The 15503-nt window shown below is 47.4% G+C and carries 11 protein-coding genes; 6 read left to right on the top strand and 5 right to left on the bottom strand.

All coding sequences use genetic code 11. The features are described from left to right. Positions 1 to 91: 91 nt before the first annotated feature. The 4 genes from RIG68_RS07240 to RIG68_RS07225 all read left to right on the top strand — a co-directional run bounded on the left by RIG68_RS07240 (position 92) and on the right by RIG68_RS07225 (position 10869). Positions 92 to 3019, top strand: a complete 2928-nt coding sequence (locus RIG68_RS07240) for a glycosyl hydrolase (protein ID WP_350120454.1) — start codon at positions 92 to 94, stop codon at positions 3017 to 3019. 69 nt (positions 3020 to 3088) lie between these two features. Then, positions 3089 to 6016, top strand: coding sequence for a glycosyl hydrolase (locus RIG68_RS07235; RefSeq protein WP_350120451.1), 2928 nt, complete (start codon positions 3089 to 3091; stop codon positions 6014 to 6016). Between the two features lie 25 nt (positions 6017 to 6041). Beyond that, positions 6042 to 8909 (top strand): glycosyl hydrolase, encoded by a 2868-nt coding sequence (locus RIG68_RS07230; RefSeq protein WP_350120448.1) that lies wholly within the window; start codon positions 6042 to 6044, stop codon positions 8907 to 8909. Between the two features lie 4 nt (positions 8910 to 8913). Further along, on the top strand, positions 8914 to 10869 hold the full coding sequence (locus RIG68_RS07225; RefSeq protein ID WP_350120445.1) for a sialate O-acetylesterase: 1956 nt from the start codon (positions 8914 to 8916) through the stop codon (positions 10867 to 10869). Between the two features lie 189 nt (positions 10870 to 11058). On the opposite strand, the gene RIG68_RS07220 is transcribed toward RIG68_RS07225, so the two are convergent. The 5 genes from RIG68_RS07220 to RIG68_RS07200 all read right to left on the bottom strand — a co-directional run bounded on the left by RIG68_RS07220 (position 11059) and on the right by RIG68_RS07200 (position 13210). Further along, positions 11059 to 11430, bottom strand: coding sequence for a VOC family protein (locus tag RIG68_RS07220; protein ID WP_350120443.1), 372 nt, complete (start codon positions 11428 to 11430; stop codon positions 11059 to 11061). A gap of 27 nt (positions 11431 to 11457) precedes the next feature. Then, complete coding sequence (locus tag RIG68_RS07215) at positions 11458 to 11991, bottom strand: DUF4199 domain-containing protein (protein WP_350074826.1); 534 nt, start codon at positions 11989 to 11991, stop codon at positions 11458 to 11460. 113 nt (positions 11992 to 12104) lie between these two features. Continuing rightward, on the bottom strand, positions 12105 to 12533 hold the full coding sequence (locus tag RIG68_RS07210; protein ID WP_350120440.1) for a response regulator transcription factor: 429 nt from the start codon (positions 12531 to 12533) through the stop codon (positions 12105 to 12107). Between the two features lie 29 nt (positions 12534 to 12562). Continuing rightward, positions 12563 to 12979 carry a putative toxin-antitoxin system toxin component, PIN family gene (locus tag RIG68_RS07205; protein ID WP_350120437.1) on the bottom strand — a complete coding sequence of 139 codons (417 nt, stop codon included), beginning with the start codon at positions 12977 to 12979 and terminating at the stop codon, positions 12563 to 12565. A gap of 6 nt (positions 12980 to 12985) precedes the next feature. Further along, a complete protein-coding gene (locus tag RIG68_RS07200) occupies positions 12986 to 13210 on the bottom strand; it encodes a DUF8507 family protein (protein WP_350120434.1) in 225 nt (74 codons plus the stop codon). Positions 13211 to 13368: 158 nt separating this feature from the next. Between RIG68_RS07200 and RIG68_RS07195 the strand changes: the two genes are divergently transcribed. Together RIG68_RS07195 and RIG68_RS07190 are read left to right on the top strand one after the other, a co-directional pair. Further along, positions 13369 to 13995 carry a TetR/AcrR family transcriptional regulator gene (locus tag RIG68_RS07195; RefSeq protein WP_350120431.1) on the top strand — a complete coding sequence of 209 codons (627 nt, stop codon included), beginning with the start codon at positions 13369 to 13371 and terminating at the stop codon, positions 13993 to 13995. Positions 13996 to 14079: 84 nt separating this feature from the next. After that, entirely contained in the window at positions 14080 to 15471 is a 1392-nt protein-coding gene (locus tag RIG68_RS07190) for a TolC family protein (RefSeq protein WP_350120428.1), read from the top strand. The last annotated feature ends 32 nt before the right edge of the window (positions 15472 to 15503 follow it).

Genomic DNA, 15503 nt, shown 5'->3' with positions numbered 1-15503 from the left:
GGTGGTTGAATGGACATACAGATACAATTTGTCTTTAAAAAAATCACGGCTTCCTAAACAGATTCGGTTTGAATTATACACATACACTACTATGAAAACACGCTTTTTGACATTTATTGCCCTTGGACTATTCGTTTGCCTGCAATGCAATTTTGCCGTTGGGCAAAGTGCATCTGCTTATGAGCAGGTCAAGTCAGCGTTTCAAACTCCGCCACAAGGTGCCCGACCCAAGGTTTACTGGTGGTGGCTCAACGGAAACGTGGACAGTGTTAGGGTGAAAGAGGAAATTGCTGCTATGGACAGGGCAGGTCTTTCCGGGTTCGATCTTTTTGAAACAGGAGTGCCTCCTGTCGATACTATGGTGGCTGCCGGTCCGGCATTTCTAAGCAAGGAGTCCCTCAAGGTTATCAAGGTGGCGTTGGATGAAGCCAAGAAAAGGAACATGGACGTGGGCTTCAACATGGCCAGCAGCTGGAACGCTGGTGGAACATGGGTAACTCCCGAAAATTCCGCCAAGTCGATTTATGATTCGAGAATTGAGATAAAGGGCAAGTCGGGAGGTAGCGTGAAGCTCCCATTCCCTGAGATTTCAAAAATAGATGCAGCTGGCAAAACAAGGGTAATTCAGTACCAGCGCAACGGGAAGCCGGTGTTCTATCAGGAAGTAGCCGTTGTAGCTATACCGTTGAAAAATGGAAAACCTGACTGGGATCTGGCAAAGATCGTTGATGTTTCCAGCCAGTTCGATCCGGAAAGTGAAAAACTGAACTGGACGCTCACAGGCGACTGGGAGGTGCACCGCTACATCTGCTCCAACTCAGGTGAGCAGTTGAAGCGACCAAGCAAATACTCCTCTGGCCCAATCATTGATCATTTCGACGCACAGGCCACCGAAGCGCATTTTCTTCATATTATCAATGTGCTGACAGGGGAAATGGGCGACTTGAGGAACACTGCCCTGAAAAGCCTCTACCTGGCTAGCTATGAGGCCACCGGCTTTACATGGACGACCACATTGCCAGATGTTTTCAAGACACTCACCGGCTACGAAATAAATACATTCCTGCCCGTGCTCCTTAATCAGTCATCTTTCGAGAAAGGAGTCGTTGAAAAATTTATGAAAGATTATCAACGGACATTATCGGAGTTGATGATCACCAATTTTTATAAAAAAGCGAGGGAGGTGGCCAACGCACATGGGCTGAAAATCAATTCCGAAGCAGGGGGCCCTGGTATGCCGATGCACAATGTTCCAGCTGAGCCTCTCAAAGCACTCGGTGCGCTCGACCTTCCCCGTGGTGAATTTTGGATCAACTATAATGCTTACAATGACCAGGGGGTAGACTTTCTGCGGGTCGTGAAGGAAGTGTCCTCCGCTTCCCATATCTACGGCAGGGGCATCGTGGAAGAGGAAGCCTTCACCTCATCTTTGAACTGGCAGGAGGGGCCGTTCGATATGAAGCCAACCGGCGACCGGGCTTTCTGCGAGGGCATGAACAGGGTGGTGATTCACGGGTTTAGCCACAACCCAAGCGGGATTGGCTATCCAGGCATCGTTTATCACGCAGGCACTCATTTCAACGATAAAAGAATATGGCACCCGAAAATACGGCCGTTCACAGACTATCTGGCCAGGGTTTCTGCAGTGTTCCAGCAGACCGATTTTGTAGCCGATGTGCTATACTACTACGGGGATGCGGTACCGAACTACGCAGGGCCGAAGAATGGTCGTTTCATGGCAGGTCTGGGCTACGACTATGACGTTATCAATACTGAGATTCTTTTGGAGTTGAAAGTGAAGGATGGAAAGCTTGTATTGCCTACGGGAGGTCAGTATAACCTATTGGCGCTGGAGGATGAGGGAGACATTAACCCGGCAGTGTTGCTGAAAATAGACGAACTGGTGAGTGCTGGAGCTACTATCACCGGAGCCAAACCGAAAAAAGTATCGGACAGGCCAGGCGGAACGCCAGCCATGGCCGCTATGATCGATAAGGTTTGGAATCAGGCTTCACCGAGGAAAGTAGTAACCGGAAAGCAGCCATCTGAAGTGTTGCAGGCCAACAACATTGGCCCCGATATCAACTATTCGGACATAGCGCTCAACACACTCGACTACATTCACTACAACAAGAATGGCCTGGATTTTTACTTCGTGAGAAACACCACCGATGAATGGGTGTCGAGGGAGATCAGCTTCAGGCAGCAGGCCAGGGTGCCGGAGGTATGGGATCCAATAAATGGGTCAATTTCGCCGGCCACCATCTATTATCAGAACGGCAAATACATTCAACTGCCAGTTTCATTACCACCAATGGGCTCTACTTTTGTTGTTTTCAAGCCAGGAAAGCAAGAGGTGAAGTTCTCAAAAATTACGGGAACTCAACAGTATCCACCTATGCTCAACTACACACCCGATGGAGTGTTTGTGATGGAAGCAGGTGCCTTTGAAGTAAAAAAGCAAGACCAATCTTCATCCCTTGTTAATAATGTACATGTTAAAACCTTAACCGGAGCCTGGGAAGTATTCTTTTCTCCGGAATGGGGTGGGCCTGAAAGGAGGCTGTTCCCGGAGTTGAGCTCCTGGACAGACTCTGACGAGGAGAATATCAAGTATTATTCGGGGATGGCCAGGTATAAAAAACCATTCTATCACGATGTCAATGCAACACTCATGAAAGACCAACGGGTGTTTCTCGATCTTGGCGACCTTTCAAAAGTAGGTGAAGTGTGGCTCAACGGAGAACCGCTGGGAATCACCTGGGCAAAGCCCTACCGGTTCGATATTACCGACAAACTTAAAGCAGGCAACAACCTGGTGGAAGTAGAAATTGCCAACGTTTGGGCCAATCGCATCATAGGCGATGCCAGGACAGAAGGAAAAGACTATACTTATTCCAACGTGCTAACAACAACAGTAGTAGGGTTTGGCAGGCAGCGATTTTCCTGGGAAGAAACCCCGTTGGTAGAATCAGGCTTGCTGGGGCCGGTGCGATTGATTACTGTGAGTCCGCTGTAACAAGTGGTGAAAATTGAAGCAATTGATTGAAATATTAACCCGATTCAGGAATCTAACATACGCTATATCATGAAGACACTCTTTTCTCTACTTATTGCTTTTGGTGCTTTGATTTGCCTTTCTTTTGATCAGGCCATTGCCCAAAATGCACCCTCTTACGACCAACTAAAGGAAGGGTTCAAGTCGCCTCCTCCGGGGGCCAGGCCAAAAGTGTATTTCTGGTGGCTAAATGGCAATGTCGACACCGTTCGGGTCAAGGAAGAAATTGCTGCGATGGATCGTGGAGGTATTTCTGGCTTCGATATTTTTGAGATTGGTGTTCGTCAAACTGACGACATGGTGGCTCCAGGGCCAGCTTTCCTAAGCGATGAGTCGCTGAAGTCAATCAAAGTTGCTCTCCTGGAAGCCAGTAAATACAATATGGACGTTGGTCTGAATTTGGCCAGCAGCTGGAATGCGGGAGGTTCATGGACGACGCCAGAGAATTCGGCTAAGTCGATATATTTTTCAAGCCTTGATGTAAAAGGGAAGTCGGGTGGAACTGTAAAACTCCCGTTCCCTGAGGTGCCTGCAAAAGATGCGAGAGGCAGGGCAAAAGCCATTGAATTTCAGAAGAACGGCAGACCTGTTTTTTACACCGAGGTGGCTATAGTGGGTATTCCGATGGAAAATGGACAGCCCGTTTGGAATCCGGCAAAGTTCGTTGATTTAACGTCAAAGTTTGATGCCAAAAGTGACAAGCTGACTTGGGATTTGTCGGGTGACTGGCTGGTGCACCGTTACATCTGTTCCAATTCCGGCGAGCAATTGAAGCTGCCCAGCAAGAATTCTGTTGGCCCTATCATCGACCACTTTGATGCACAGGCCACCGAAGCACATTTTCTCTACATCATCGGCCGCATTCAGCAAGCGATGGGCGATGACCTCAGCAAGACAGCCCTGAAAAGCCTTTACCTGGCGAGCTACGAGGCGACAGGCTTTGTTTGGACAACCACACTGCCGCAGGTTTTCAAGGAGCTCAATGGATATGAGGTCAATAAATACCTGCCGGTACTTTTCAATGAGGAAAATTTCAGCGAAGAGGTGGTGAGTAAGTTCAAAAAGGATCGTCAGCGTACTTTGTCAGAGCTGATGATCAATAATTTCTACAAGAAGGCAAAGGAGATATCGAATAAGTACGGACTGAAAATCAATTCTGAATCAGGCGGCCCAGGCCTGCCTTTGCACAACGTGCCGGTTGAGCCACTTAAATCGCTGGGAGCTTTGGACTTGCCGAGAGGGGAGTATTGGATCCATCACGATCGGTTCAATGAGCAGGGAATTGATATTTTGAGAATGGTGAAAGAAGTGTCGGCCGCATCGCACATTTATGGGCGGGGTATTGTGGAAGAAGAGGCTTTTACGTCCTTCAAACATTGGCAGGAAGGGCCGTTCGATATGAAGCCCTCCGGCGACAGGGCCTTTGCAGAAGGAATGAACAGGGTTGTGGTGCACGGCTTTAGTCATAATCCGGCGGGCTACGGTTACCCGGGCATTGTGTATCATGCCGGCACCCATTTCAACGATAGAAGGGTCTGGTTTTCCAAAGTAAGGCCTTTCAACGACTACCTTGGCCGCATTTCATTTGTGTTGCAGCAGACCGACTTTTTTGCAGACGTGCTGTATTACTATGGTGATGCCATTCCCAACTATGCAGGGCACAAAAACAGCCGTTTCATGGTTGCTCCTGGCTATGACTATGAGTTAACCAACACTGAAATACTACTGCAAGCATCGGTCAAAAATGGAAAAGTGGTCTTGCCTACAGGTGCTGCTTTTAGTGTGCTGGCCCTGGAGGATGAAGGGGAGATCAATCCCCAGGTACTGCAAAAGATTGACGAGCTGGTTCGTGCCGGAGCCAGGGTGACTGGAGCCAAGCCTAAGAAAGTATCCGACATTCCTGGCCGCACCGAGGCGATGAATGCTATCCTTAATAAATTGTGGGGTGCCGGGAGCCAAAAAGTGCTCGACCAGCAGCCAGTGACCGTGCTGGAGACGCTTGGTTTGGGGCCGGACATAGATTATGTGGACAGGACTGCCAATACGCTTGACTATATCCACTATAACAAAGCGGGGCTGGATTTCTACTTTGTAAGAAATACCACCGATCAATGGGTGTCGAGAGAGATAGGGTTCAGACAGCAGGGCAAAGTGCCCGAGATTTGGGATCCGGTATCTGGCTCGGTGTTGCCCGTTACTATTTATCAGCAAGACGGGAGCTACATCAGGCTGCCATTGTCGTTGGCGCCCTACGGTTCAGCGTTCATCACCTTCAAACAAGGAAAAAGCACCGCCAAATTTGAGCAGCTGAATAGCCGTGGACTTTTCCCTCCCTTACTGGATTACACAGCCAACGGCATATTGCTGATGGAGGACGGCTTATTCGAGGCTACCAAAGCAGGGCAGTCTATCCCGGTAACAAATATCACGAAGCATCAACCGATCAGCGGGGCCTGGGAGGTATTTTTCTCACAGGAATGGGGAGGTCCTGAGCGGATAATATATCCCGAATTAGTCTCGTGGACTGAATCCGACATCGAAGGTGTCAAATACTATTCTGGCAATGCAAAATATAAGAAGACCTTTCAGTACGACATCAACGCATCATCTATGAAAAACCAACGGGTGTTGCTTGATCTGGGCGACTTGTCAAAAGTAGGGGAGGTGTGGTTGAATGGAGTATCACTAGGCATTGCGTGGGTGAAGCCTTACAGGTTCGATGTAACTGATCTTTTGAAACCAGCCGACAATGTGCTGGAGATAGAAATTGCCAACACCTGGTCGAACAGGATCACTGGGGATGCGCAGACCGAAGGCAAGGACTACACCTTCACAAATGTTGAAATTACCGACATATATGGCCTAAACAAGATCAAGACTCCATGGGTGGATGTGCCACTAATCAAGTCGGGCTTGCTGGGCCCTGTCCAATTGATCACTGTCAGTCCGATAGAGTAACCACCTGCCTAAAAAGTAAACTACCATGAAAAATATATTCCACATTGCCTCTGCGACGCTGTTTGCAGGAGTGCTTCTGCTCTCTGCTTGTGAGGTTCCAATAACTGATGACGGACTCACGGAACTACGGGAAGGTTTTAAGAACCCGCCAGTCAAAGCCAGGGCCAAAGTGTACTGGTGGTGGCTAAATGGCTATGTTGACTCGGTAAGGCTTAAAACCGAACTGAGAGCCATCAAAGACGCTGGTCTTGGCGGCGTAGACATTTTTGAAATTGGGTTGCGACGAGCAAGTGATGAAAAAGGGATCATTCCTGCCGGACCTCCGTTTATGGGCGATGAATCGCTTCATTTGATAAAAATGGCCCTGGATGAAGCGAAGAAGCTTGATTTGGAAGTGGGGCTAGGAGTAGCCAGTAGCTGGAATGCAGGAGGAACCTGGGTAGAACCAAAACATGCTTCGAAAACACTTTATGCATCCAAAACATTATTGAAGGGTGGAAAAGAAGTGAAAATGAAGCTTCCCTTCCCGGAAATCACGCCCGACAGAAACGGGCAACCAAGAAAGATTGACTATCAGCCTAATGGCAGACCGATTTATAGCGAAGAAATTGCCGTTGTCGCAGTGCCAAAAGAGGCAAAAAACTTGGGAGACACCTCCCGAATCTTTGATCTCTCGCCTCAATTTGATGCTGCCACAGAAGAGCTGACGTGGCAGGCTCCTGAAGGAGACTGGGATATCTACCGATACATTTGTTCCAATTCTGGCGAACGGTTGATTGTGCCATCACCCAATTCGGACGGCCCCATCATCGACCATTTCGAATCTGCCGCCACCCGTATGCACATGATGTATTTCATCAACAAACTGAAGCCTCTCGTGGGAGATTTTAAGCAAAGTGCGCTCAAAAACCTCTACCTGGCCAGCTACGAAGCGAAGGAGTTTGCCTGGACGCCCACTTTGCCTCAGATGTTCAAGAAACTGCACGGGTATGAGATCAATAAGTTTATTCCTGCTATTTACGACGAGCAGCTATACGAGGAGAAGGTAAATGATGACTTTCAATTCGACTTTAGAAAGACATTCTCGGAGTTGATGATTCAAAACCATTATGCCAAATCAAAAGAGATTTGTAATGCCCACGGACTTGAGATCATATCAGAGTCGGGTGGCCCTGGCCATATGCACCATATTCCGGTGGAAACACTGAAGGCGCTGGGGGCATTGGACGTACCCCGTGGAGAGTTCTGGTACAACAGGGAGTATTACAAAGAAGACAGCGTGGTAGATTATATCTGGCTGGTCAAAGAAATTGCAGCTGCCTCTCACATCTATCAGCGAAATATTGTTGAGGAAGAAGCTTTTACCAGCTATTGGGACTGGCAGGAGAGCCCGAAGGACTTGAAAATTATAGCGGATCGGGCGTTTTGTGAAGGCATGAACCGACTGGTGATCCATGGGTTTACTCACAATCCATCTGAGTTTGGTTATCCCGGCATTGTTTACCTGGCGGGCACTCACTATAACGATAAACGGGTTTGGTGGCCCATGGCCAAAGCTTTTAATGATTACCTGGCCCGCAACTCTTACATACTTCAGCAAGCCAAATTTGTAGCCGATGTCTTGTACTACTACGGCGACGACGTGCCCAACCTGGTGCCACCTAAGAACACAAGATTCACGGCTGGCCCTGGTTACGACTACGAAGTGATCAATACTGATAAACTAAGTGAGTTGATTGTTGAAAATGGTGAAGTTGTACTGCCGGGCGTTGGCAGATACAAAGTACTGGCACTTGGCAATAATACGGAAATGAGCCCCGTTGCGCTGGCCAAAATGAGAGATTTGGCTGCATCAGGGGCGGTGATTGTGGGAGGAAAGCCCAACCGGGCAAACGGATTGGCTCGTCAGCCTGAGGCAACTCAACAAATTGTGAGTGGATCAGGCGATTTGTGGACGGCCGGAACGGAGAGTGGCAAGATAAGGTCAAGTCAATCGCCGGAGGAAGCCCTTAGAGGATTAGGGTTAGTGCCGGATTTCAGCTATCCCGATCAGGCCAGTGGAAAGCTGGATTTCATCCACTACGCCAAAGGCGATGCAGATTTTTACCTCATCCGCAATAGGACAGATAGCTGGGTGTCGGAAAGCCTGACTTTTCGCCAGAAGAACAGAGCGCCTGAGCTATGGGATCCCAAAACCGGAGAAATGATGCCTATTCCGATTTTCGAAGAGAAAGGCAACACAACACTGTTACCACTGTCGATTGCGCCATATGGGAGCTACTTCGTGGTGTTCACTAATCAGCCTGCGAAACCTAAAGGGAGCATCGAAAATACCGACATTGTGTACACGCCGCATGGTTTCTACTCAAGGTCGGCGGGTGGGCAGGCAAAGGCGACAACCATCGAAGGAGAATGGAACGTTTCCTTCAGCGAGGAGTGGGGAGCACCCGCTACAGCTGTTTTCCCCGATCTTACTTCTTGGACGCAATCAGAGGTTGATGGCATTAGGTACTACTCCGGAATCGGCACGTATGAAAAGACGTTCGAGTTTGCAGGCTCAGGTGGTGAGGCGAACCGAGTGTACCTTGACCTGGGTGACCTTGCCGAAATGGCGGAGGTAACACTGAATGATCAGCCTGTAGGAATTGTGTGGACGAAGCCTTATCGGCTTGATGTTACTGACATGATCAAAGAGGGGGCGAATACGCTAAGTGCACGGGTGGCAAATACCTGGTCCAACAGATTAACAGGTGATGCCATCACTGGGGAACAGTTTACGAATACGAATATCACCAATGCCAACAAAAACCTGACGCCGTGGAAGGATGTGCCGCTGAAAAAGTCTGGTTTACTCGGCCCTGTTCAGGTAGTTACCATTGGTCTTTCAAAATGAAGGTATGACTGAACGCCATCGCCATAGGATCATAGTAGCGGTTTGTCTTGCTGCTTGCATGGTTATAGCAGGCCAGGCAACGGCTCAGCTGAGTTGTGCTCAGCTGTTCTCTGACAACATGGTGTTGCAAAGAGGAATTGAAATGAACGTTTGGGGCACTTCCGCCAATGGCGAGAAGGTCATTGTGAAGCTGGATGGCTCTATATCGTCTGCATTCGCCGACGAAAATGGGAAATGGGAGATAAAGCTACCTGCTCATAGAGCAGGTGGGCCCTATCAACTGGAAGTGGAAGGAGCAAGCGAAAAGCTTACGTTTAGTAATGTCCTCATGGGCGATGTTTGGTTTGCTTCAGGTCAGTCGAACATGGAGCATCCTATGGCTGGCTGGCCGTGGATTCCACGTTCGGAAGTAAAAGATTACGAGAAAGAGATAGCAGATATTGACTACTCCAATATACGCCTTTTTAATGTGCCAAAAATGCCCATGCCCGTTGCGGCAGCCGACTTTGAGGCTGCATGGGAGATGCCTTCGGTCGAATCAGTTGCCCGCTTTTCTTCCACTGCATGGTTTTTTGCTAAAGAGCTGAATCGGGAGTTGGATGTTCCGATAGGTATCATCCATAGTTCTTGGGGCGGCACGCCTATCAGGTCGTGGATGAGCCCGGAGTCAATGGTAATATTTAAGGACTCCATTGACATACCTCCGGCGGCGACCGCTTTTGATAAAGACGAGTGGACGGGAAAAGTAACCGAGTCGATGACGAACAATCTGGCCAGAAGGATGGCGATTAGCTTTCCCAGGGCTGGTGAAGTCGAAGCGTATGCCAGTGCGGGTTATGATGCGAGCTCCTGGAGTTCCATTAATCCGTTGGAAACTGATGTTGTATTCGGAAATGTAGTTTGGTTGAGGAAAGGGTTTCAGGTTCCTGAAAAGTTGGTTGGACATCCATTGAGAATTTCTTTGGGGTTTTTAGGCAGGGAAAGCCGTATTTTCCTCAATGGAGCGGAACTTGACCTTTTTTCGTACCCTCAACCAGTTTTGGTCGATATACCAGCGGATTTGGTCAACGCTGGCGAAAATGTGTTGACGGTTCGTCTTGCCCAACCTTTCGGTGCGCCGAAGTTTTTTGGCGACGAAAAGAGCTTCTTTATCGAGAATAGCAATCGCTCGTTTTCCGTCAATCTTGCCAGGGAATGGCTTTTGAAGAATGATTTTGATGATGACTTCGGGCCAGCTAAAAACTTTCACAATGCTCCATCAAGTCTGTTCAACGGCATGGTGGCACCAGCTACGCCGTATGGGATAAAGGGATTCATTTGGTATCAGGGCGAATCAAATGCCAGTCGGCCAGAATTGTATGCCCAGATGTTCCCCGAACTGATTCGCAACTGGAGAACACACTGGGGGCTTGGCGATCTTCCATTCTTGTTTGTACAGTTAAGTAACCTCGAGTTGACCCATGAGTTTCACAAAATGAATAGCTCCTGGTCGAGCCTTAGGGCCGCACAGCAAAACACGCTTGCGTTGCCTAACACAGGGATGGCTGTTTCGCTCGATATAGGAAATCCATACAATATCCATCCGGCCAACAAACAGGATTTTGGCTACAGACTTGCTCTAAAGGCGTTGGACGTAGCTTATGACAAGCCTGTGGTGGCCAATGGCCCGTCTCATACATCCTTCTCGGTTGAAGGAAAAACGGTGGTGGTCAGGTTTGGTGAGGTTATTAAGCACAGGAAGAACGTCGTGGGCCTTGGGGCGAGCTTCGAAGTAGCGGGTGAGGACGGAAAGTTTGTGAAAGCGACAGGTAAGGTGAAGGGAAGCAGTCTGCACATTTCATCAACTGAGGTCAGCCTGCCGAAAGCAATTAGGTTTGGCTGGAGCAACAACCCTGAATACTATATCATTAATAAAGCCGGACTTCCTGCTTCTCCGTTTCTGCTTGAATTAGACAAATGAATATTCAAAAAATCTGACAGTTAGACGAGGTTGATTTGAAATGAAGACTACAAAAGTTTTGGAGTAAATGCCGCCGCTAGCTGCTAATTGAGGCTTCTAAGAGTGTCTGATGCTTCTGCATTTTATTAAACTTTTGTAATCTGAAAGGAGTCGTGCCCACAGCGGTAGCTGGTGGCACGACTTGACTGATCAATTCATCAACATCATATAAGCCCCCGCAGGATCCTGGATCAGGCAATAAGAGGTTTTCTCTCCATATTTTCGTTTTTCACCTATGACTTTGCCGCCCAGCTCCTCACATTTTGCCAGGCTGGCATCCAGGTTTTCTACTTTTACGTAAATCAGCCAGTAGGGGGGTAGGTTGGCATTTCCTCCGGCCTTTTTGCAAACGCCGCTCAGGAAGTTGCCTTCTTTGTCTTTCATTACATAGTCGTCGTAGTCACCCATGGACAGCCCCTGTTTTTCCCAGCCCACTACTTCTTTGTAGAATTCGCTAACACCTTCGTGGTCTTCCACAGTCAGGTCAAAGTGTACGATATGTCCAATTTTTTGCTCTTGCATGATCGTTTCTATTAATTGGTTTTTAAGTTAATCAGTAACAGGAAGGAAGTTTTTACTTCGAAACAGCGCAGCGCATACGAGTGATATGACCAGGCCTACCGGGAAGATTTCCAATAACGTCATGCCAAACCGAACGACTGGATTTTTGTAGTTTTCAGCCATAGCATCCATCGAAGCTGTCATTTCATCAATTTCAGCCTGCGAGGCGCCTTCATCCTTCATTTTTTCGATGTAGAAATTGGTGTAGTCTGTCATGAAGTCGGGGGCAACGGTGTTGTAATATATTTCCCAGCCTATGCAATACACAATTCCTGCCACGAGAGTGATCGCCAGCCCTGTTAACAGGGCTTTTCCAAAGGTGATACTTCCGTCCAGGTATTTGTCTCTAAACGCCTTCACGCCAAAGAAAATCATCGACAAGGCCGCAATCATCGACACATAGCCGAGGACCATACCGAGGTCGTAGTTTCCGTTCTCCTTGCCAATAGGCATGGTGAGGTACATAAGCACCACTACAATGGCACCTGCAATCAATCCGTAGGTAATAATTACTTTTCTCATAGTTCTGTCATTTGTGATGTCTCAAAACAAGCGCTCAAAGGCATTTTCCCACTCATACTTTGGTATGAATTTATGAGTTCAGCCGATAATAGTACTAAAGTACCGGCAGTTTGCTACTGGATGAGGCTGAGCTCCTTTGCTTTTTGAACAGCCTGCGTCCGGCGCCTTGAGTCTAGTTTGGAAAATAGATTGGCGGTATGAGTTTTTACTGTGCTGAGGGAAATAAATAGTTCGTCTGCAATTTCCTGGTTCGAGAAGCCTTCAGCCATTAACTGTAATACTTGCAACTCACGCTGGCTGATCTCCAGTCTCCTGAGTTCGTCCTCGTTAAGGTGAAACTTTCGCTGTACGATAACGGTGGTTCGTCGTTTGCCTATTATTTTCCCTCCAGCCCAAACTCCGATCAGTACAAAAAGCAAGGCTACAGCGCCAACGTAAATCTCTAATGACAAATCCCGCACGAAGAACCTGTATTCCAGCACTTTCAGCAGGAATAGCAAGGCTGCCATGCTCAGGCCGTATATCACAATGGTTCGCTTCATAATTTATCTATGGTGCCCATAGAATGCCCTCAGTTAACAGATGTGAGGAGTTGCTTAAAATCGCCAATACCAATCACGTTTACTATTGGAAAACCAATGCTTTTCAATACTTCAAAGTGCTTGTCTTCTGTTACCAGATAGTCTGAACTCCCGGCGACTGCGCAGTCCGAAAATTTGTTATCGTCAGGATCTGCATTTATTAGATTCCACTTAAAATATCGGGTGATGAAACTTGTGTTAACCGAGTTTTCGATAGAAAGGAGAACGTTGTCGGCTACTGACGAGCCCATGTGTTCGGTTATAGTTTCCTGGTGTTCGGAAAGTATTTCCGTTGTAACCAGGAGTTGGAATTTTTCCTTTAAAAATGCCTCATACACCCAATGGTAGGGTGATCTGTCAGAGACAGCAACGAGCAGAATGTTTGTGTCAAGTACAATTTTAAGCACAACCCTTTATTTGCTGTTAGGATAGTGGGTTCTCTTATGAGTCTTCAACAACTCCTCAGCTTTGTTGTCTGACCAACTATTGTCATCCCATTTCTTGTTGGCTTCGGTGATTGCTTTTTTGCCAAAGAAATTAGTCAATAGCCTTTTTACCTCAAGCAAATCTTTCTCTGAGACGTTGTGCGAGAATGTCTTGAGAAGCTCTAGTTGTATGTTAGACAGCGAGTTATTCATCTCTAGAAAGAAGGTATCTTCTTCAAAGTTAACAAAAGAAGAGAAAGTTTCTTCAGGATTTATAAACTTAACGTCATTGGAGGCGAAACAAATCTTAGTGCGAAACTTGTTTTACTTAACACCGTTAAGTATCTTTGTTGTGTTATTTTAAAAGTATCATGGGTATATCAGAGCGCAGAGAACGAGAGAAGGAAGAAATGAAGGAGTTGATCCTTAAAACGGCCAATAAGCTGTTTGCTGAGCATGGTTTCGATAAAGTGAGCATGAGAAACATTGCCGATGCCATAGAGTACAGCCCGACCACCATTTACCTTTATTTCAAGGACAAGAATGAGTTATTCTATGCTTTGCATCTTGAGGGTTTCAGGATGCTTGCCTACGAGTTCAGGCCGCTGCTCGAAGTGAAAGACCCTATGGAACGCATGTATCAGATGGGCCTTCGGTATATACGGTTTGCCATTGAAAATCCTGATTATTACCAATTGATGTTTCTTGTGAAGGATCCTTTGTGTACCACCGAAACAGACGAAACCTGGGAGGCTGGCCACAATGCACATGCCTTTCTGGAACAGGTCGTAATTGAATGCCAGGAACAAGGGTATTTGCAAGGTATAACAATGAGGGCTGCGGCTTTGATGATCTGGAGTTTTGTCCATGGCCTTGTGTCGTTACAAATTTGCGATAGAATGAAACTTTATCAGGAGGTTGACCGTGAACAGTACGTCACCGATGCTTTTGAAGCTTTTCAATTAATGATAAGAAATTTTAAGTCAGTCGAAAAATAGACGACTTAAATATAAAAGATGACGGTCAGGCCTTGTCCTGACCTTTTTTTGAACTGTAAGTTAACACTGTTAATTAAATAATGTATGTACACCAAAGTGACACTATTAACCGTTTTTCTACTTTTTTCGGGCATAGGTAGTTATGCACGTCAGATCGAAGCGACTGCTTCAGGGGGAGTCCTGGATCAGTATGTGGCTGAGGCCCTGGCCGCCAATCTGACATTGAAACAGGAGAACCTGGCGTATGAGCAGAGTCTTCAGAGCCTGGCGCAGTCGAAAGCACTTTTCATGCCCTCTGCAGGCATAAGTGCTACCTATTCGCTGGCACAGGGGGGTAGGAAGATCAGCTTCCCTATTGGCGACCTGCTGAACCCAGTCTACGCAACGCTGAACCAGTTGACCGATTCGCAGCAGTTTCCGCAGGTGAACAATGAGGAGATTCAGTTCCTGCCCAACCGCTTTCATGAAACCAAGCTACGGGTGGTTCAGCCGCTTTTCAATTCCGACATCTGGTATGGTTACAAGGCGCAGCAGCAAATGGTCACCGTGCAGCAGGCCAAAAGACAGGCCTATGAAACACAGTTAAAGGGCATGGTCAGAGAGGCCTACTTCAGCTACCTGCAGTCGATGGAGGCAATCAGGATTTATGAAAGCTCAATGAACCTACTCGATGAACAGGTGCGTGTAACGCAAAGCTTTTTTGATGCACAGCTTGTGACCAAAGATGCGGTTTACAATGCCCAGCTGGAAAGAAGCAAAATGGACACCCAGCTAAACGATGCCAGAAAAAATGAGCATTTGGCAAGGGCCTACTTCAATTTTTTACTCAACAAAGAGCTTGATGCAGAGATTGAAGTCGACTCTCAATTTTCGGGTGATTTTGCATTACCTCAGACAATAGCCGGGAATACCGGCAATCTTACAGAGCTCGCTTTGCAACAGCGAAACGAACTGCAGCAGGTACAGCAGGCCCAGGAGGCGACTAATTACCTCATCAAGCTGAACGAAGCCAACCGGATCATGCCCAACCTGGCCGTAATCGGTGATTTGGGCTATCAGGGATTTGACTACAAATTCAACGGCGATCAGCAGTTCAGCATGCTCATTTTCAGCATGCAGTGGGATCTTTTTAAGGGGGGAGCCCGCAAGGCAAAATACCAGTCGGCAGTGTTGCAGAAAACAACGCTCGAAACCCAGGAAGAGCAGCTAAAAAAGCAAATAGAACTACAGGTGATTCAAGCCTACGAGGAGGCCCGCTCGGCAGCTAACAACCTTTCCAGTGCTGAATACGCATTGAAGACCTCGGAAAGCGCTTTTAAAATCACACAGTCGAGGTTTCAGCAGAACCAGGTTCTGCCGCTGGAGTTCCAGCAATCGCAACTGAACTACACAAACGCTCGCTTGAGCTACAGCATCGCCAAATACAACCTGCTCAAGAGCGTCAATGAAGTCGATAAAGTAATTAACAGCTTATAGTCAATCCATTTTTTAAGAAAGAGACTCAATCA

It is taken from the genome of Imperialibacter sp., from assembly GCF_040222385.1.
Lineage (GTDB): Bacteria > Bacteroidota > Bacteroidia > Cytophagales > Cyclobacteriaceae > Imperialibacter.
The sequence above is the reverse complement of the archived record's forward strand: the minus strand, read 5'-3'. Positions and strand labels throughout refer to the sequence as shown.